The following is a 16903-nucleotide window of genomic DNA, read 5'->3' as shown; positions in this document are numbered from 1 at the left end:
CAATAAATAAAAAAGCCCATCAATTTGAGTTATTTGCCCCACCAAGCCCCAAACAAAGTAATTCCGATGAATAGGTTATTTAGTTTCAAAGGCATACTTACGATTAGATTTTAAATATTAAAGAACTCATTTCATTCTTTTTGAAAAATTACTATTCGGTATATTTGTCTCGGAATATCCCATTTTCTTATAAAAAGCAGCTGCTCTATGAGTGTCTGTATATAAAACTATTTCATTAAAATATTTTTTAGCATGCTCTTCTATAGCTCTAAGTAATAATTCACCCATACCATGTCGTCTGTATTCAGGATGTACATAAAATCGCCTCAACCTACCCATGTCTTTATTTAGAGTAGTATTAATTCCACCAATGGCAATTAACTGATTAGCATATTGCATACTATATAAAGCTTCTCCTTCTTGATCAAAACAGTTCTGGCCAGATTGATATTCATCTATCAATCTATTGATAAATCTAAAACCCTCATTCTGAGAAACTAAGCTTAATTCAATAATTTGCTCTGGCAACTCATCAATTTTTTGTATTAAAAACTGATCTAAAGCATATTTAAACAACAATATTTCTCCACTATTTTTGAATTAACTGAATTTTATTCAACAAACTACAGCAAATCCAAGCAATGGTGTAAACTTATCAACCTGATTTTTTTATTTGTGACAACACATATGGCAACTGTAGATCTTTTTGCAATTGGTAATGCATTAATCGACCAAGAATTTAAAGTGTCTGATGATTTTCTTAGTCAACAAGGTTTGCAAAAAGGCACAATGCAGTTGTCCGATGGTGACACTCAATCTGCTCTTTATGCAGAGTTAAAGCAGCACCAAGACTACAAAGGTCAAGCAAGTGGCGGTTCAGCAGCAAATACAACTGTAGCCTTTAGTGCATTAGGTGGAACTGCTTTTTATGGTTGCCGCGTTGGTCATGACGATTTAGGGGAAATTTACCTACAAGGTCTAAATGAGGCTAACATCCAGACCACACCAAAATCGATCAGTGAAGGTGTAACTGGTACCTGTATGGTGTTAATTAGCCCTGACTCTGAACGCACGATGCACACCTATTTGGGTATTACGGCTGAACTGTCTCAAGATCAAATCGATTTTGAACCATTAAAAACAGCAAAATGGCTTTATATTGAAGGTTATCTTTCTACAAGTGAAACGGCTCGTAAAGCTGTAAAACAAGCAAGAGAAATTGCAAAAGCAAATGGCGTTAAAATTGCCCTCTCTCTTTCAGACCCTGCCATGGTGCAATACGCTCGTGAAGGCTTGGAAGAGCTCATGGATGATGGCGTAGACTTACTATTTTGTAATGAGCAAGAAGCCTTAATGTATACCAATACAACGTCTGTAGAAGATGCTCTTGCTCAATTACGTTTTAAAAATCATACCGTAGTCATTACACAAAGTGCCAAAGGTGCATTAGTTTCTAACCCAACTCAGCACTTCCATGTTGCGGGACGTCATGTTGAAGCCGTTGATACAAATGGCGCAGGCGATGCATTTGCAGGCGCATTCCTTTATGCCCTCAATTATCATCAAGATTTGAATGCTGCGGCTCAGTTAGCCATCTTAATTTCGAGTGAAGTAGTCTCTCAATTCGGACCACGTTTAGCTGTAAATGATTATGCTAAACTTCTTGAAAATTTTCAGAAGGAATGTGCTTAAAATGGAAAGGATCTGTATGACGGAAGAAGTTCCTGAGCGTGAAGCTAGAGCTTTTGACACTTTACAAGGAACTACTATTTTCGTTACGCAACGTGACGGCGCATTCTATGCTTATCAGAATTTATGCCCTCACTTACAAACTGAGCTTGAATATTTAGAAAATCAATTTCTTGACCAAGATCAAGAATACATTCAATGCTCTACTCATGGTGCCTTATTTACTGTGGAAACAGGCGAATGTATTTCAGGACCATGTTTAGGTGATTTTTTAAATAAAGTTGAGCTTGAAGTACATTCAGATGGCGGTATCTATATCGTAGACTGAGACTATCAACATTAGAGTTTCTGCCATGGCTGATTTCTTTTTTAATTATTATCTTATGCCTTTTCACTTAAGTGTGGTGGCTTTGATATTACTCAGCGTGGTAGAAACCATTGGTATGTATATTGGACTCCGTCCAAGTCAGTTGCTTAAAAAAATTGCACCAGATTGGCTTTCTAACTCACCGCTACTTAATGTTAAATTTTCTAAAGCTCTAATTTTTGTTTTTTTACTCATCAATTTCAGTTATGCAGGTTACTTTTTACAACTCTCTTTCTTCGCAATACAGCATTATTTTATTTCACCATTTTATTTAATCGTCCCGGCACTTGTGATCGCAATCTTTTTTACTGTGTTCATGATTCACTGCCTTGACCAAGTGATTAAGCCGAAGCTTACACATACCAATTATAACCTTTTAGGGCGATTAGCGACCATTTCTAGTGGTAATGCCAGACCAGGCTTTTCTGCTCAAGCACGCGTACGTGATGAATTTGGTCAACTTCACTACGTTCAAGTAGAACCGGAATATGGCGAACTCGAATTACATTCCCAAGTCATTCTCGTCAGAGTGCATAAAAGCCACTATGTGGCCAAAAAAATCTCTATATCAAACGATCTTTTCGCACCCGATTAATTTTTAATAATTTTACAGTCTATTATTTATTGCTTTTTGCAGGCTTTATTACGCCTTTATTTTATTATTTTCTTTTTTAATTAATTATTTATTATTCCGACCATTTTAGTTTGAAATAAACTAAAAATTATTATACACAACTATTTTAGTCGGAATTAAATTCAAAAAAAAACCATTTTAATCAACTTAATAATTTTATTTACAAGTGTTTTAGTTGGATTTAACAATCAATTCAAACTATTTTAGTATGGTATTATTTTTTAAATATTAAGTATTTGTTTTTTATAACCTAATTATTTAAATATTTATTTAAAATATATTTATTGTTTATTTTTATTATATTTTGACTAATAATGAAATTAATATCAAATGAGGTTTAATTTATGAGCTTTAATTTTCAAAATCTTAATAGTCGTTTAATTAAAGAAATCACTATTATTCTAATAATAAAAATAGTGCTTCTTTTAACGATTAAACACATTTGGTTTGATGCTCCCACCATCCCCAAAAATTTCGACAATCAGGTCGCCGAGCATATTGCTGGCGATAACATTTCCCACATTAAGGAGACACGTTGATGATTTCTGAAAGCGTGGTTGATCTTTCGCGGTTTCAATTTGCAATGACCGCCATGTATCACTTTCTTTTCGTCCCTTTAACTTTAGGTTTGGCTTTTATTCTTGCCATTATGGAAACCACCTATGTCATTTCTGGTAAAGAAATTTATAAAGATATGACTAAATTTTGGGGAAAACTATTTGGTATTAACTTTGCGTTAGGGGTAACGACTGGCTTAACCATGGAGTTTCAGTTTGGAACGAACTGGGCTTATTACTCACATTATGTCGGTGATATTTTTGGTGCACCATTAGCAATCGAAGGCCTTATGGCATTCTTTCTTGAGTCGACCTTTATTGGCTTATTCTTTTTTGGATGGGACCGCTTAAGTAAGGTTCAGCATCTAGGAGTAACATGGTTAGTTGCGCTTGGTTCTAACATGTCAGCGCTCTGGATTTTAGTAGCTAATGGATGGATGCAAAACCCAGTAGGTGCTGCATTCAACTTTGAAACGATGCGTATGGAATTAGTCGATTTCGGCGCGCTTATCTTTAACCCCGTAGCTCAGGTTAAATTCGTTCACACTGTATCAGCAGGCTATGTAACTGGTGCAATTTTCGTACTAGCTATCTCAAGCTACTACTTGCTTAAAAAACGTGATCTTCCTTTCGCTCGTCGTTCATTTGCAATTGCTGCGATTTTCGGTCTTACATCTACACTTTCAGTGATTTTACTCGGGGATGAATCTGGCTATGAATTAGGTGATGTTCAAAAAACCAAACTGGCTGCAATTGAAGCTGAATGGGATACTCACCCTGCTCCAGCTCCATTTACTTTATTTGGTATACCGAACCATGAAGAAATGCGGACAGATTATGCAGTTAAAATTCCATATGCATTAGGTTTAATTGCAACCCGTTCAACAACCAAAGAAGTTACTGGGCTTAAAGATCTCATGCAACAGCACGAAGTTCGCATTCGTAACGGGATGCTTGCTTACGCTGAGCTTGAAAAACTTCGTGCAGGTGATCGTTCACCCGAGTTATTGGCTTCATTTGAAAAAAATCAAAAAGATTTAGGTTATGGCCTTCTTCTTAAAAAATATGAACCAAATGTAGTTGATGCGAAAGAGCAACACATTCAAGCCGCTGTAAAAGATACAGTTCCAAATGTTACAGCTCTCTTCTTCTCTTTCCGTGCAATGGTAGCTTCAGGTTTCTTAATGTTGCTTTTATTCATTTTAGCAACTTGGGCGGTAGCAAAAAGAAATGCCGAAAATAAACCTTGGCTACTGAAATATGCATTGTTTGCACTGCCTCTTCCTTGGATTGCTGCCCAAACAGGTTGGTATGTAGCTGAGGGCGGTCGTCAACCATGGTCTATTGGTGAAATCTTACCAACCCACCTCTCTACTTCTAGCTTAAGTACTGGTGATGTATGGGGTTCTATAATTGCTTTAGCTGCCTTCTATACAGTTCTTTTAATTATTGAAATGTATTTAATGATCAAATTCGCTCGCTTAGGGCCAAGCTCTCTCCACACTGGTAAATACCATTTTGAAAAGCAGGAACCGAAAACAGCTGTTAATGGGGAGGCTTTATCATGATTGAATATGAACTATTAAAAATCATTTGGTGGGTGTTAGTTGGCGTACTTCTGATCGGGTTCGCTCTCACTGACGGTTTCGATATGGGTTCTATGGCCCTCATGCCTTTCGTTGGAAAAACTGATAACGAACGCCGTGCCGCTATCAATACTATTGCACCGCACTGGGATGGCAATCAGGTGTGGTTTATTACCGCTGGTGGTGCATTATTTGCCGCATGGCCGATGGTATATGCTGTAGCTTTCTCTGGTATGTATTGGGCACTGCTGTTGGTTTTATTCGCACTTTTCCTGCGACCAGTCGGCTTCGATTACCGTTCAAAACTTGAAAACACCAAATGGCGTAATTCATGGGATTGGGGCCTATGCATTGGCGGTGCTGTTCCAGCGCTTGTGTTCGGTGTAGCCTTTGGTAATTTGTTTCTAGGCTTACCTTTTGGTTTAGATGACACTTTACGCTCTGAATATACTGGCAGCTTTTTTGCTCTTTTAAACCCGTTCGCCTTAGTTTGCGGCATTGTCAGTCTATCTATGCTCTGTGCCCATGGCGGTGCATGGCTCATGTTACGAACAGACAACGCTTTAAAGCAACGTTCTGCCAAAGCAACTCAGATCATGGCAGTTATATTTTTAGCTTGTTTTCTTGTTATTGGGGCATGGCTGTATTTTGGGCAAGTACCGGGTTATAGCTATGCAGTTGCTATTGATCCAAATGTTGCACTCAACCCTTTAGCAAAAGAGGTAGTTACAAATAACAACCCTGGCTGGATGAACAACTACAGTACCTATCCAATTACTAAAGTTGCCCCAGTTCTTGCAATAGTAGGCGCAATCATTGCAATTATTGCAGCTTCAAAAGCAAAAGCAGGCTTAAGTTTTACTGGCACAAGTTTAATGATTGTAGGAGCGATTTTAACCGCAGGTTTTGCCCTATTTCCGTTCTTGCTTCCATCTAGTATTAATCCTAATTCTAGCTTGACGATGTGGGATGCTGTCTCAAGCCACCTTACTTTAGGCGTTATGACTGTAGCGGCTGGCATTTTTGTACCACTCATTTTGATCTATACCAGTTGGTCTTATTACAAAATGTGGGGCGTCATTACCAACAAACACATCGAGTCAAACTCGCATAGCTTGTATTAAGGAGAAGCAAATGTGGTATTTCGCATGGATCCTTGGCATTTTGATGGCATGTTTTGCAGGTGTACTTAGTGCACTTTATATCGAACATCATCAAAATTTAGATGAGGAATAAATCATGGCAAAAGCAATGACAGCATCAAATCATCGAAAAGTTCAAGCATTCGCAATGGCCCTTTCATTTCTGTTGGCATTGCCTCTTGCTGCAATTTTGCTTGTTTACCCTTCACTCATGTTAGATGCAAACGGACACTACAATCATAGTCAACTCATGTTAGTGATGATTGGTATTTCTGGTGGCTTTATTTATGGAGTGGGTTTTGTACCAAACTTCTGGTTATGGAAATGGTTATTTAGTCCATGGGTAGCATGGCCTCTCATGCTTTTAGGCTACTACATCTGGTTTCTAACCTAAACAAAAAAGACCTCATTTGAGGTCTTTTTTCATTTCAATTAATTTAATAGGTACTATTGGTACCCCTACATTTGCTTCAACTGGATATGGCTGTTCATTACCCGTTTTTATATATCCACGTCGTTCATAATAAGCAATCAACTCTGAACGTACATCTAGCACATACATTACGGCATTGAGCAGACAAGGAACTTCTTTCAATGCATATTGCTCCGCATATTCTAAAACAGAGCGACCCACTCTCATATTTTGAACATGAGGATCTGTACAGAACGTCCCAACCTCAACCTGATTGTTTTCAAATGTAAGTCCAATGCATGCAACAATTTTGGAAGAGTTACTTTCCCCTACCAATAATGTCGAATTCGAAAGTTGTAGCTGTTCTTCTAATTGGTGCTCTGTAATACGTTGCCCTTTTACAAACTCAAGCTCAGTTGTCCAACTTCTACCTTGTTGTTCTCGATAAGACTTATTAATTAAATCTACGAGTTTTGGAATATCAGCGAATTGAGCTAAACGGAAATTTAAATTAGTCATAAAATATACTTAGGCTATTTATAAAAATTCTAAAAATAAAGCCGATATTAAATCGGCTTTATTTTAAATAGCAATTAATTAATTTGATTGTTCAGCTAACCATGCCATAAATTTTTGACGCTCAGCTTTTGAGGCTTTCTGCCAAGTTTCAACTAAACGTTGATCATTGGTTTGGGCTACACCCGTTACTGGCATAGATGTTGGAGCTGGTACCACAACCTGAGCGGAAGTAGGTTTAGCCGCTACATACACCGCCTCAGGCTGTGGTTTAGATGATTTAGTCGTAAAGTCAGTTACTTTACCCAATAAGCCAGTTGCAAACCATGGTTTTGCTTCATTGTTTGCACCCGTTTGTTTCACAATTAATTCATTATTTGCACTATACAAAGCAACCGTTGGTTGCTCAGCATACTTTTTCGCATTTTCATAATCTTTAGGCACATCTACCATCGAAAGCTTATAAGTTTTCCCATCTTGCAATGTAGGTGTTTGAATTGTGACTACGCCAGATTTAACAATGTCATGCTCGCCATTTAAATGTTCAAAATATTCTTGGTAACGCACGCTTAAGCTGGTTTCACCCGCATCGACTTTATAGTTATTTTTAGATGAACGAAATAACCCAGAATTGACTTCTTGACCATTCACCGCAAGGATTACAATTTCCTCTGGTGCTGTAATTGTAACTGCTGAAAATACTGAACCACTGAGTAACAAACCAATTGCAGCAACGCTTAATCTTAAAGTCATCTGTTTCTTTCTCTGTATTTGATAATCTATTAAATCATGAGCAATATGCAATATGATTGTGACTATTTTATGACAGTGCAGTTACTAACTAATTTTCCGAATTATTATTTTTAAATATATAATTGAATTTAATCAGTATCTATTTTATTTAGTCCTTTTATTAATTCTAAAGACATAAAAAGAGCACCTAATGAGGTACTCTTTTTTAATCAACTTAAATTAGTTGAAGGTTTTGAAACGATCAGCATCATTAATAAATGCTTTTTCGCCTGCTGGTGCTTCAACTGAACCAAATACTAATTGAGCACGTAATTTCCAAGTTGCAGGCACATCAAATGCTTCAGCTGCTTCAGCATCAACAATCGGGTTATAGTGTTGTAAAGATGCACCTAAACCAAGCTCTGAAAGCGCAGTCCAAGTTGCAAATTGAGCAATCGCGCTTGAATGTTCAGACCAAACTGGGAAGTTGTCTGCATATAATTCAAATTGCTCTTGTAAGTTTTTAACAACAGCTTGATCTTCATAAAATAGTACAGTACCAGCACCAGCTACAAAGCTATCAATTTTTGTGTTTGTACCCGCAAAAGCTTCAGCAGGAACAATTTTACGTAATGCTTCACGAACTAAATTCCAGAATTTAGCATGAGATTCACCATATAGTGTCACCACACGTGAAGATTGCGAGTTAAAAGCTGAAGGGCTATGTTTAACCGCTTCACGGATTGTCTCTTCAATTTTAGTGCGATCTAATGCAACATTTTTACCAATTGCATAAATTGTACGACGATTTTTAATTTTATCTAAGAAAGTAGACATTTTGTTATTTCCTACCTATTTGTTTGACCATGGGCCGTTGTTTGGGAATGAATACAGTGTATTGAACTCATTTTTTATAATCAGCATTAAAAATATGACAGTTCGTTTTATTTTCGCAACAATAAAAAAAGATATACATATAAAAAAGCTCCACCATTTAGTGAAGCTTTTCATTGCTGATAACCAATTTTATTTATCAGTTTCAAACAGTGCAGCGACAAATGATTTAGCCGAGAATGGTCTTAAATCATCAATTTTTTCACCAACACCAATAAAACGAATTGGCACATGACTGCGACTAGCAATATTAAAGAGCACGCCGCCTTTCGCAGTTCCATCTAACTTAGTAATTGTAATACCAGTTAAACCCACAGCTTGGTCAAACTCTTGCACTTGGTTAATCGCGTTTTGACCCGTACCCGCATCTACTACCAACATAATTTCATGAGGTGCAGTTGCATCAATTTTTTGCATAACGCGTTTAACTTTTTTAAGCTCTTCCATCAAGTTGCTTTTATTATGTAAACGACCTGCTGTATCTGCAATTAATACATCAATTCCCTTAGCACGAGCACTCTCAAAGGCATCAAAAATAACAGAGGCACTATCAGCTCCGTGACCTTGAGCGACTACAGAGATATCGTTACGTTCACCCCAGATCTGTAATTGTTCTGTCGCTGCTGCACGGAATGTATCACCGGCAGCCAACATCACTTTTTTACCTTCACCTTGTAAACGCTTCGCTAATTTACCAATGGTTGTAGTTTTGCCTACACCATTTACACCGACCATCAAAATCACATAAGGTGATTTGTTCGGATCAATATGTAGTGGTTTCACACGTGGAGCCAACAGAGCAACCAACTCTTCTTGTAACGCTTTATAAAGAGAGTGGGAATAGATCAAATCACCACGAGCTGTTCGTTCTGTTAAATTGGTAATGATCGTTTTAGTTGCTTCTACACCAATGTCCGCAACCAATAATTGCTCTTCAACTTCTTCAAGCAATTCATCGTCAATTTCTTTTCCGCCAATCAGAATGTTAACCATACCATCGGCGAAATTACGACGAGTCTTTGTTAAGCCTTCCTTCATCCGACCAAAAAAACCAAATTTGGTTTGTTCAGTTTCTATATTGGTAGAAGAAGATTCAGTCTCGGCTAATTCCGTACTTTCTTGTGATTTAACAGGAGATTCAACGATGGGAACATCGATAGCAGGTAAATTAGGTAATGTGACATCGTCATCACCGATCTCAGCATCTATCAAGAATTTATTTTGCATATTCGATTGTTGTTGCATGCCGATTCCTTGAAAAGCAGCGCGTTTAAAAAGAGAAAGTTTAGCATAAATTCAAAACATTGCCTGCCACAATAGTATTCAAAACGCTTGGCAAACCAAGATTTAGTCTGATTTACTCATTTACTGAGTATCTTCCTGAGCGAGTGCTGGATATTGCTTAACATGAGCACCTTCAAATTGGTAAGCATGCATTAACTTTAAATACTCTGCCCGATGAATTTCCGACTGAGCTATAAGCAACTCAGCCATGTCTTGAGTTCTTGGATAAGTCGCCTGATGAGATAGTTGGATAATTCGTTGATATTGATCCGGACTAATAGGCCGAAGTAATGCTAAATATGACAGCACAAAAATACAGCCAATGACAATAACCACAAATAGGTTAAAACATTGATCAACTTTTAACTCAGACTTTAATTTAAGAAAATTTTGTTTGAATATGAGCATGACCTACCTCGAATTAGTGTAGTGTAGGGTTCAATGCTCATAAGCACAAGATCAAACATCCAGTAAGGTTAATAATCGTACCTTACTGGATAGTATGCTTAACTTATTAGTGAACGAATGACAGAAAAGTATAAAATTGCTGCAATAATCACTAAGACTAAAAACATCGCAAAAATACTTAGTCCTTCTTCTGCATCAGCTGGGTGCAATTCGTCTTCATCAGCAATTTTTCGAAGTTCCCCATCATAAACTTGATAAAACCAGCTTTTTTGGGTGGGTTCCAAATGCCCAGCAAAATCAAACACCCTTTTGCGCTGCGCAAGACAATAATCCCCTAAATGGATTTCCTGATGAAAGATCGCTTCATCTAATAATTTACGGTGATAATGGGCCAGTTCTATGATTTGTTCCTCTTTAGGCGGAGTATCAAAAACAAAGCCGTCGATTGTATTTGTCATATTTTATTCTCCTTGTCTTTTATTCTCATATTGATTTTAATCAAAATTATTTGTGAATAATGTTTAATCATGTATCCTAATAGTGAATTAAGCGAAAAGCACAAATAGTTGACAAATCCATCAATTTGTAATATTAGTTTAATAATTCTAAGTTAAATTAATTTAAAGGCAGTGGCCTTTAGAAAAAAGTAATCATAATTACAATAAGGAGTTTTATATGATTCAACGTATCTCTCATCATGATTTAGAACATGTATACGCAACTGCAGTAAACACTATTCATTCTCAAATGAACTTTCAAGATGCAGTTACACAGTTAGAAGAAGTTGCTCGCGCTGGGCACGGTAAAGCGGCTCTATTCTTAGCAGAATTGTATTATCAAGGTTTCCGTGTTGAACGTGACTCACTTAAAGCACAATATTGGCAAAAGTTAGCCACAATGCAAGCATAAAAAAACGTCACTTAGGTGGCGTTTTTTTATGTCTGTAAAAATTTGATATAAACCAATTCATCCCTTATCTCTTCTTGCGCTTCACCAAAGCTTTAATCGCTTTGTTTTGCTCAGGTGGCGTTTTTTTATACCTGTAAAAACTTTCTATAATAAATATAATTCACTACGCACTTCGTTTGCCTTGCGTTTCGCCAAAGCTTCACTTTACCAATTGAGTCGTAGCTCAAGTAGCATTTTTATAGCTGGGAATATTTGTTTACGATTTGATACCTGTTTAAACTGAAATGTCATCTATTTTTTCTATAATAAGTAAGACAAGTTAAGAACCATTAAATTGACAATGAATAGTTTAAGCAATCTACAACCGGTTTCAAAAGACTTGATGATTAAGATTTATATTTTAAGAACCATGATGTATTGCGGAGTTCTTTGGGGATTATTTCATCAAGGTTGGGCAATTAAATCAGATCAGGAAGACTTTATTTTTCCTTTTTGGCTCAATGGATTGCAAGCTCACCGCTACGCTAAAGAACATTGGCCACACTACAAACCAAGAAGAATTACCCCCAAAGATTTTCACGAATCTTTATTACCAACTTTAACCCGACTCAATGTTACACCTGCTTTGTTTAATTCTTCTCATAGGAAGTTAAAATTATCTACCCAGCAAATGCATCATTTCTTTTTTAAACATCCGCACTGGCAAAGAGCTTAAGTTTTCTTTAGGTTCTTCACCATTATTAGAATGCTTTTTGAACGCTTGAGTGTAAAACTTGTATTTGAATGACTATCAAGTCTTTGCATTTTTATAAAATCAAGCTAATTTAAAACAAAATGATAAAACACGGGACAGAAGAAATGACAATCGTTGCACAAGTAATCAAAAACAAATCAGAGCAAGATATTTTTACAATTTCTCCAGAAGCTACTGTCCTTGAAGCCATCAAGATCATGGCTGATAAAGGAATTGGTGCGCTAGTCGTAGCTGAAGGTGAAAAAGTTGTCGGAATTTTATCTGAACGTGACTACACCCGAAAAGTAACGCTTATGGAACGTTCGTCATATAGCACTACAGTCGCTGAAATTATGACATCTAAAGTACTTACTGTAAGCCTGAACAACACCGTTGAAGAGTGTTTACAGTTAATGACAGATCGTCACTTACGTCATTTACCAGTATTGAACAATGAAAAACTAGTTGGTTTTATCTCTATTGGTGACTTGGTAAAAGCTGCAATGGAAGATCAAAAAAACTTAATTGAACAGTTAAAACAATATATCTCTGGCTAATAATTTGAAATAAAAAATGGGCGCTTATACGCCCATTTTTTAACACTAAAACTTAAAGATAATTATTAATCAAAGCAACTAAACGCTCTAACAAGTCATCGGCCTGCGCTTGAGTCATATTAATAGGTGGTAATAGGCGAACGACCGAACCTGCTGTAACGTTGATAATAAGCTTATGTTGATCACGCGCAATGGCAACGAGTTCAGCACAGTCTTTAGGCAATTGAATACCTATCATCATGCCAAAACCACGCACTTGAATATTCTTGTTGGCTAACTGTGCACGAAGTTGATCAACAATATAACGTCCTACTACCGCCGCATTTTCTACAGCATTCTCTTTTTGAATTGTATCAATGACTGTATAAACCACACGAGAACCAAGTACAGTGCCGCCATAGGTAGAACCATGACTACCAGGCCCCAATAAACCAACAGCTTCACCTTGTGTCATTACAGCACCTACTGGGAAGCCATTTCCGAGTCCTTTCGCAGTCGTCAAGACATCAGGCACAATGTTGGTGTGCTGATATGCAAAATATTTACCAGTACGCCCATTACCTGTTTGAATTTCATCTAGCATCATGAGCCAGTTATGCTGATTACAAATATTGCGAACTTCCTCAAGATAGCTAAAGCCTTGAGGAGCAGTATTAATACCACCCTCACCTTGAATTGGCTCAATCAAAATTGCAACAATATCTGGATGTTGCAAAGCTGCTTCTTGAATTGCTTCTACATCACCAAATGGCACACGAATAAAATCATTTACCAAGGGGGCAAATCCATCTTGTACTTTCTTATTACCCGTTGCTGAAAGTGTTGCCAAAGTACGACCATGAAATGATTGTTCTGCCACAATAATCTTTGGCAAACGTACACCTTGTTGAGTACCAAATTTACGAGCAATCTTAATCGCACCTTCATTTGACTCAGCGCCACTGTTTGAAAAGAAGATCTCTTCCATGCCAGACACTTCGGCAAGCTTCTGAGCAGCGGCAGTTTGCCAAGGAATTTCAAATAAATTACTTGTGTGCACAAGTGTTGCAGCTTGTTCAGCAATTGCTTCTGCAATGACTGGATGCGCATGACCTAAACCACATACCGCAATACCAGTTAAGGCATCTAGATATTCTGTACCATCTTCAGTATATAGATATGCCCCTCGGCCTCGTACAAAACTGATCGCTTGGCGACCATAAGTAGCCATTAAGTGTGATGGTTGATCAGGTTGTATTGGAGCTAGGGTAATATCAGTCATATCGAACTCTGTCTGTATGAGGTGTTAAGAAGGGTTTATATAAGCAAAAACTGGCTCTGATGAAAAGTCTCATCAATCATTTATCTAAAATTTCGTCCGCTTTTCGTTATCACTTCGGTTTATACAATAAAATATTGAATATTCAATGCAACTTTAAGTAATCAGGCGGTTTGCAAAGCAACATAAACACCCCCTATAATGCTGCTAGATTAGTTGAGGATCTATTTATGACTGAACAAGCACGTGATACTGAAGCGTTAATCCGCGATCAAATTGCGAAGCATCCCGTTTTACTTTACATGAAAGGCACTCCACAGTTTCCACAATGTGGTTTCTCTGCACGTGCTGTAGAGGCGCTCAGTCAAATTGGTCGTCCATTTGCATATGTAAATATTCTGGAAAATCCTGATATTCGTGCAATCTTACCAGCAATTGCGAATTGGCCTACATTCCCGCAACTTTGGATAAATGGCGAGCTGATTGGCGGTAGCGATATCATGCTTGAAATGTTCCAAAATGGCGAATTAAAACCATTAGTTGAACAATATAGCGCTGCACCAGAAGCGTAAATAATAAAAAAGCCAATCAATAGATTGGCTTTTTTATGCTCTTAACGTTAAAAATCACTCACGCCAACATAGCGAAATAGACCTTCCACACCTAAATCAGATTTTAAAACAATTAGATTTTCATAAGCCGTTGTCGTTAGAGCTTCAAAAATATTCATATTTGGGTCTTCATGCAACTCATCCACGCTTTGACTCATACACTCTTCAAATCGATCTGCGACAAATTCGAATCCTAAATCCATAGCAATAAATAAAGTGTGCTCACATGGCTGAACATATTGTTCTTGTGCCCAGTCAATTATCGCTTGTTTGCAAAATGGACACTTAATATTTGTAGAGGCATCTGAAAGTTCTATTAATTGATAAGGCATTAGATTTGAAGGGTAAAGAAAAATTATAGTGTAGAAGAAATTGATTAATAGTTCTATAGATAGGCCACAAGTTCAATTAAAATACATACATCAAAATTACATCGTAATTACAATATCATTTCAAAAAACATCTTTATTAAATAGATCATGAATTTATCCTCTACTTACAAAAAATTTAGTATAAGAATTATCGTTGCAAAAATAATAATGTAAAATCATATTTGTTGCATAAATAGGATATTTTAATGCTCACTGATCTTGATGATTTTTATTGTTTTGCTCTTGTTGTTGAGCATGGTGGTTTTAGTGCTGCTGAGCGTGTAACGGATATACCAAAATCAAAATTAAGTCGTCGCGTGTACAGTTTAGAAGAAAACTTGGGGGTTCGTTTAATCCAGCGTAGTTCTCGTCATTTTGCTGTTACAGATATTGGGATGGATATTTATAGACATGCTCAAGTCATGATGAATGCTGCACAAGCTGCCCATGATTTAATTGATCATTTAAGTATTCAACCTAGAGGCGTGGTAAAAGTTAGTGTGCCTGTTGATATTGCTCAAAATCAACTACCAAAAATCCTACCTGCTTTCTTAAAAAAATATCCAGAAATTCGTTTGCAACTTATGGTGAGTAACCGTCGAGTGGATGTCATTAACGAAGGGATTGATATCGCTTTACGAGTTCGCTCAAAACTTGATGATGATCCAAGTTTAGTTCTTAGACAGTTTGCCCTTATAGAACAAAGTTTATTCGCAAGTCAGGCATATTTAAATGAGTTTGGAGATATAAAAAATCCAGAGCAGCTCAGTGAGCACCGTATTTTAAGTTTGTCTGAAGATCATCTTGATCAACAATTCATTTTGCATGGACCTGACAATCAACAGAAAAAAGTCAAAGTCAGCCCTATTGTAATGGGCACAAATATACACATGTTGGCTCAATTGGCTAGTCAGAACTGTGGTATCGCATTATTACCAGAGAGTGCAGCAGAAGATTTCCTGAAGTCTGGGCAACTTCTACAAATCTTACCGGACTGGAAAGCACCGCATGGAATATTACATGCCGTATATCCATCACGCCGAGGATTACTACCTGCTGTTCGAGTATTTATTGATTATTTAGTAGAACATCTTTCTGAGCATTAAAATAAAAAAGTTCGATAATTTATCGAACTTTTTTTTATATTTTTCAAATTGCAGGATAATTTCCCACACCTTCAGGCCATGGGGTTAATAGTTCAAAGCCAGTATCTGTTACTGCAACCATATGTTCCCATTGAGCAGATAACGAAAGATCTTGAGTAACGACTGTCCAGCCATCATTTAACTCTTTCACTTGTGGTCTACCCGCATTCACCATTGGCTCAATGGTAAAGACCATTCCTTTCTTTAATATCAAGCCTTGTCCGCGCTGTCCATAATGTAGAACATTGGGTTGTTCATGATAAACCTTACCAATCCCATGCCCACAATATTCTCGAACAATACTATAGCCTTCTCGGTGAGCAACCGACTGAATAGCATAACCAATATCGCCTAATGTAGCGCCTGGCTTAACGGTATGAATACCGGCAACCATCGCTTCATAGGTTGTATCAACAAGTTTTTTCGCTTGTGGATTTACATTACCCACAAAATACATGCGACTCGTATCACCAAAATAACCATCTTTAATAATTGCGACATCAATATTAATAATATCGCCATCTTTTAAGATTTTATTCGGCGATGGTATTCCATGGCAAACAACTTCATTGACTGAGGTGCATATTGTTTTTGTAAAACCGTGATATCCCACATTAGCGGGAATAACTTTTAAATTATTTACAATATAGTCATTACAGAGGTTATCTAAATATTCAGTAGATACGCCCGGTTTAATATAGGCCCCTATCATTTCTAAAACTTGTGCCGCCAAGCGTCCAGAAACTCTTAATTTTTCCAGATCTTGTTCAGTTTTAATGGTAACAGTAGAAGCTCTCATTCAATTCTATCCTCGCAGACAAGAAACATGCCCTTCCCTACAAAAACCTAAGGTAATTCAAAATATTTTAGGATGAATATAAGTCAGACCAAAAGCCTAAAATGCTTAAACATTCAGCATTCACAATAAAAATTTATCTTTTTATTCTTACATATTTTTTATAAAAAGTCAGAACTTAAAAAGAAGTTCTTTTGTCCTTTTAATGGCTTTTCAAGTACATACTTTAACCAAACAAATGCTTATATCACCAGATATCGTTTTAACCACCCGAAAAAAAGCTTTTTCACATAAATTAGCGC

Annotated in this window: 23 protein-coding genes; 13 read left to right on the top strand and 10 right to left on the bottom strand. The window is 37.0% G+C overall.

Features of this window, described 5'->3' with window-relative positions:
• Positions 1–126: 126 nt before the first annotated feature.
• Entirely contained in the window at positions 127–576 is a 450-nt protein-coding gene (locus AC2117_RS08365; protein ID WP_133973306.1) for a GNAT family N-acetyltransferase, read from the bottom strand.
• Positions 577–687: 111 nt separating this feature from the next.
• Between AC2117_RS08365 and AC2117_RS08360 the strand changes: the two genes are divergently transcribed.
• The 8 genes from AC2117_RS08360 to AC2117_RS08325 all read left to right on the top strand — a co-directional run bounded on the left by AC2117_RS08360 (position 688) and on the right by AC2117_RS08325 (position 6369).
• Positions 688–1692 carry an adenosine kinase gene (locus tag AC2117_RS08360; protein ID WP_133973304.1) on the top strand — a complete coding sequence of 335 codons (1005 nt, stop codon included), beginning with the start codon at positions 688–690 and terminating at the stop codon, positions 1690–1692.
• A gap of 16 nt (positions 1693–1708) precedes the next feature.
• Positions 1709–2017: a Rieske (2Fe-2S) protein gene (locus tag AC2117_RS08355; protein WP_133973302.1), complete on the top strand. Its 309-nt coding sequence runs from the start codon at positions 1709–1711 to the stop codon at positions 2015–2017.
• Positions 2018–2042: 25 nt separating this feature from the next.
• Positions 2043–2651 carry an OB-fold-containig protein gene (locus AC2117_RS08350; protein ID WP_042896065.1) on the top strand — a complete coding sequence of 203 codons (609 nt, stop codon included), beginning with the start codon at positions 2043–2045 and terminating at the stop codon, positions 2649–2651.
• Between the two features lie 383 nt (positions 2652–3034).
• Complete coding sequence (gene cydP, locus AC2117_RS08345) at positions 3035–3229, top strand: cytochrome oxidase putative small subunit CydP (RefSeq protein ID WP_133973300.1); 195 nt, start codon at positions 3035–3037, stop codon at positions 3227–3229.
• Positions 3229–4815 (top strand): cytochrome ubiquinol oxidase subunit I, encoded by a 1587-nt coding sequence (locus AC2117_RS08340; protein WP_133973298.1) that lies wholly within the window; start codon positions 3229–3231, stop codon positions 4813–4815. Before cydP ends, AC2117_RS08340 begins: the two co-directional genes overlap by 1 nt.
• Positions 4812–5957 carry a cytochrome d ubiquinol oxidase subunit II gene (gene cydB / locus AC2117_RS08335; protein WP_133973296.1) on the top strand — a complete coding sequence of 382 codons (1146 nt, stop codon included), beginning with the start codon at positions 4812–4814 and terminating at the stop codon, positions 5955–5957. The genes AC2117_RS08340 and cydB overlap by 4 nt, the downstream gene beginning before the upstream one ends.
• A 10-nt stretch (positions 5958–5967) precedes the next feature.
• Positions 5968–6069 (top strand): cytochrome bd-I oxidase subunit CydX, encoded by a 102-nt coding sequence (gene cydX, locus AC2117_RS08330; RefSeq protein ID WP_000270276.1) that lies wholly within the window; start codon positions 5968–5970, stop codon positions 6067–6069.
• Positions 6070–6369: a cyd operon YbgE family protein gene (locus AC2117_RS08325; protein WP_080593069.1), complete on the top strand. Its 300-nt coding sequence runs from the start codon at positions 6070–6072 to the stop codon at positions 6367–6369.
• A gap of 12 nt (positions 6370–6381) precedes the next feature.
• On the opposite strand, the gene AC2117_RS08320 is transcribed toward AC2117_RS08325, so the two are convergent.
• From AC2117_RS08320 to AC2117_RS08295, 6 genes are all read right to left on the bottom strand, one after another.
• Positions 6382–6906: a GNAT family N-acetyltransferase gene (locus AC2117_RS08320; protein ID WP_133973294.1), complete on the bottom strand. Its 525-nt coding sequence runs from the start codon at positions 6904–6906 to the stop codon at positions 6382–6384.
• Positions 6907–6984: 78 nt separating this feature from the next.
• A complete protein-coding gene (locus AC2117_RS08315) occupies positions 6985–7656 on the bottom strand; it encodes a DUF2057 domain-containing protein (protein WP_133973292.1) in 672 nt (223 codons plus the stop codon).
• A gap of 219 nt (positions 7657–7875) precedes the next feature.
• A complete protein-coding gene (locus tag AC2117_RS08310; RefSeq protein WP_004643073.1) occupies positions 7876–8472 on the bottom strand; it encodes a nitroreductase family protein in 597 nt (198 codons plus the stop codon).
• Positions 8473–8661: 189 nt separating this feature from the next.
• Positions 8662–9774, bottom strand: a complete 1113-nt coding sequence (ftsY, locus tag AC2117_RS08305) for a signal recognition particle-docking protein FtsY (protein WP_133973290.1) — start codon at positions 9772–9774, stop codon at positions 8662–8664.
• A gap of 120 nt (positions 9775–9894) precedes the next feature.
• On the bottom strand, positions 9895–10221 hold the full coding sequence (locus AC2117_RS08300; protein WP_003652108.1) for a hypothetical protein: 327 nt from the start codon (positions 10219–10221) through the stop codon (positions 9895–9897).
• A 98-nt stretch (positions 10222–10319) separates the two neighbouring features.
• Positions 10320–10679 (bottom strand): hypothetical protein, encoded by a 360-nt coding sequence (locus AC2117_RS08295; protein ID WP_042896041.1) that lies wholly within the window; start codon positions 10677–10679, stop codon positions 10320–10322.
• Positions 10680–10896: 217 nt separating this feature from the next.
• On the opposite strand from AC2117_RS08295, the gene AC2117_RS08290 reads away from it, so the two are divergent.
• From AC2117_RS08290 to AC2117_RS08280, 3 genes are all read left to right on the top strand, one after another.
• Positions 10897–11130 carry a hypothetical protein gene (locus AC2117_RS08290; protein ID WP_003652111.1) on the top strand — a complete coding sequence of 78 codons (234 nt, stop codon included), beginning with the start codon at positions 10897–10899 and terminating at the stop codon, positions 11128–11130.
• A 340-nt stretch (positions 11131–11470) separates the two neighbouring features.
• Positions 11471–11845: a DUF2750 domain-containing protein gene (locus AC2117_RS08285; RefSeq protein WP_197731008.1), complete on the top strand. Its 375-nt coding sequence runs from the start codon at positions 11471–11473 to the stop codon at positions 11843–11845.
• A 143-nt stretch (positions 11846–11988) separates the two neighbouring features.
• A complete protein-coding gene (locus AC2117_RS08280) occupies positions 11989–12420 on the top strand; it encodes a CBS domain-containing protein (RefSeq protein ID WP_042894230.1) in 432 nt (143 codons plus the stop codon).
• 52 nt (positions 12421–12472) lie between these two features.
• Here the strand turns inward: AC2117_RS08280 and AC2117_RS08275 are convergent, their stop codons facing one another.
• Positions 12473–13681: an aspartate aminotransferase family protein gene (locus AC2117_RS08275; RefSeq protein WP_133973288.1), complete on the bottom strand. Its 1209-nt coding sequence runs from the start codon at positions 13679–13681 to the stop codon at positions 12473–12475.
• Between the two features lie 227 nt (positions 13682–13908).
• Between AC2117_RS08275 and grxD the strand changes: the two genes are divergently transcribed.
• Complete coding sequence (gene grxD / locus AC2117_RS08270) at positions 13909–14250, top strand: Grx4 family monothiol glutaredoxin (protein ID WP_042894221.1); 342 nt, start codon at positions 13909–13911, stop codon at positions 14248–14250.
• A 47-nt stretch (positions 14251–14297) separates the two neighbouring features.
• Here grxD and AC2117_RS08265 read toward each other — a convergent pair whose 3' ends face one another.
• Positions 14298–14621, bottom strand: a complete 324-nt coding sequence (locus AC2117_RS08265; RefSeq protein WP_133973286.1) for a hypothetical protein — start codon at positions 14619–14621, stop codon at positions 14298–14300.
• 245 nt (positions 14622–14866) lie between these two features.
• Between AC2117_RS08265 and AC2117_RS08260 the strand changes: the two genes are divergently transcribed.
• Positions 14867–15766, top strand: coding sequence for a LysR family transcriptional regulator (locus AC2117_RS08260; RefSeq protein WP_075431434.1), 900 nt, complete (start codon positions 14867–14869; stop codon positions 15764–15766).
• A gap of 43 nt (positions 15767–15809) precedes the next feature.
• On the opposite strand, the gene map is transcribed toward AC2117_RS08260, so the two are convergent.
• Entirely contained in the window at positions 15810–16604 is a 795-nt protein-coding gene (gene map / locus AC2117_RS08255; RefSeq protein ID WP_133973284.1) for a type I methionyl aminopeptidase, read from the bottom strand.
• Positions 16605–16903 lie beyond the last annotated feature (299 nt).

The organism is Acinetobacter calcoaceticus (genome assembly GCF_900520355.1).
GTDB lineage: Bacteria > Pseudomonadota > Gammaproteobacteria > Pseudomonadales > Moraxellaceae > Acinetobacter > Acinetobacter calcoaceticus_C.
This window is presented reverse-complemented; position numbering and strand designations above follow the sequence as displayed.

Excerpts from the sequence above, each read along its gene's own strand:
- AC2117_RS08265 (WP_133973286.1), bottom strand. The coding sequence starts at position 14,621 with ATGCCTTATCAATTAATAGAACTTTCAGATGCCTCTACAAATATTAAG.
- AC2117_RS08275 (WP_133973288.1), bottom strand. The coding sequence starts at position 13,681 with ATGACTGATATTACCCTAGCTCCAATACAACCTGATCAACCATCACAC.
- AC2117_RS08315 (WP_133973292.1), bottom strand. The coding sequence starts at position 7,656 with ATGACTTTAAGATTAAGCGTTGCTGCAATTGGTTTGTTACTCAGTGGT.
- AC2117_RS08360 (WP_133973304.1), top strand. The coding sequence starts at position 688 with ATGGCAACTGTAGATCTTTTTGCAATTGGTAATGCATTAATCGACCAA.
- AC2117_RS08295 (WP_042896041.1), bottom strand. The coding sequence starts at position 10,679 with ATGACAAATACAATCGACGGCTTTGTTTTTGATACTCCGCCTAAAGAG.
- AC2117_RS08310 (WP_004643073.1), bottom strand. The coding sequence starts at position 8,472 with ATGTCTACTTTCTTAGATAAAATTAAAAATCGTCGTACAATTTATGCA.
- AC2117_RS08260 (WP_075431434.1), top strand. The coding sequence starts at position 14,867 with ATGCTCACTGATCTTGATGATTTTTATTGTTTTGCTCTTGTTGTTGAG.
- ftsY (WP_133973290.1), bottom strand. The coding sequence starts at position 9,774 with ATGCAACAACAATCGAATATGCAAAATAAATTCTTGATAGATGCTGAG.
- grxD (WP_042894221.1), top strand. The coding sequence starts at position 13,909 with ATGACTGAACAAGCACGTGATACTGAAGCGTTAATCCGCGATCAAATT.
- AC2117_RS08320 (WP_133973294.1), bottom strand. The coding sequence starts at position 6,906 with ATGACTAATTTAAATTTCCGTTTAGCTCAATTCGCTGATATTCCAAAA.
- AC2117_RS08280 (WP_042894230.1), top strand. The coding sequence starts at position 11,989 with ATGACAATCGTTGCACAAGTAATCAAAAACAAATCAGAGCAAGATATT.
- AC2117_RS08355 (WP_133973302.1), top strand. The coding sequence starts at position 1,709 with ATGACGGAAGAAGTTCCTGAGCGTGAAGCTAGAGCTTTTGACACTTTA.
- AC2117_RS08350 (WP_042896065.1), top strand. The coding sequence starts at position 2,043 with ATGGCTGATTTCTTTTTTAATTATTATCTTATGCCTTTTCACTTAAGT.
- map (WP_133973284.1), bottom strand. The coding sequence starts at position 16,604 with ATGAGAGCTTCTACTGTTACCATTAAAACTGAACAAGATCTGGAAAAA.
- AC2117_RS08340 (WP_133973298.1), top strand. The coding sequence starts at position 3,229 with ATGATTTCTGAAAGCGTGGTTGATCTTTCGCGGTTTCAATTTGCAATG.
- AC2117_RS08290 (WP_003652111.1), top strand. The coding sequence starts at position 10,897 with ATGATTCAACGTATCTCTCATCATGATTTAGAACATGTATACGCAACT.
- AC2117_RS08285 (WP_197731008.1), top strand. The coding sequence starts at position 11,471 with ATGAATAGTTTAAGCAATCTACAACCGGTTTCAAAAGACTTGATGATT.
- AC2117_RS08300 (WP_003652108.1), bottom strand. The coding sequence starts at position 10,221 with ATGCTCATATTCAAACAAAATTTTCTTAAATTAAAGTCTGAGTTAAAA.
- cydX (WP_000270276.1), top strand. The coding sequence starts at position 5,968 with ATGTGGTATTTCGCATGGATCCTTGGCATTTTGATGGCATGTTTTGCA.
- cydB (WP_133973296.1), top strand. The coding sequence starts at position 4,812 with ATGATTGAATATGAACTATTAAAAATCATTTGGTGGGTGTTAGTTGGC.
- cydP (WP_133973300.1), top strand. The coding sequence starts at position 3,035 with ATGAGCTTTAATTTTCAAAATCTTAATAGTCGTTTAATTAAAGAAATC.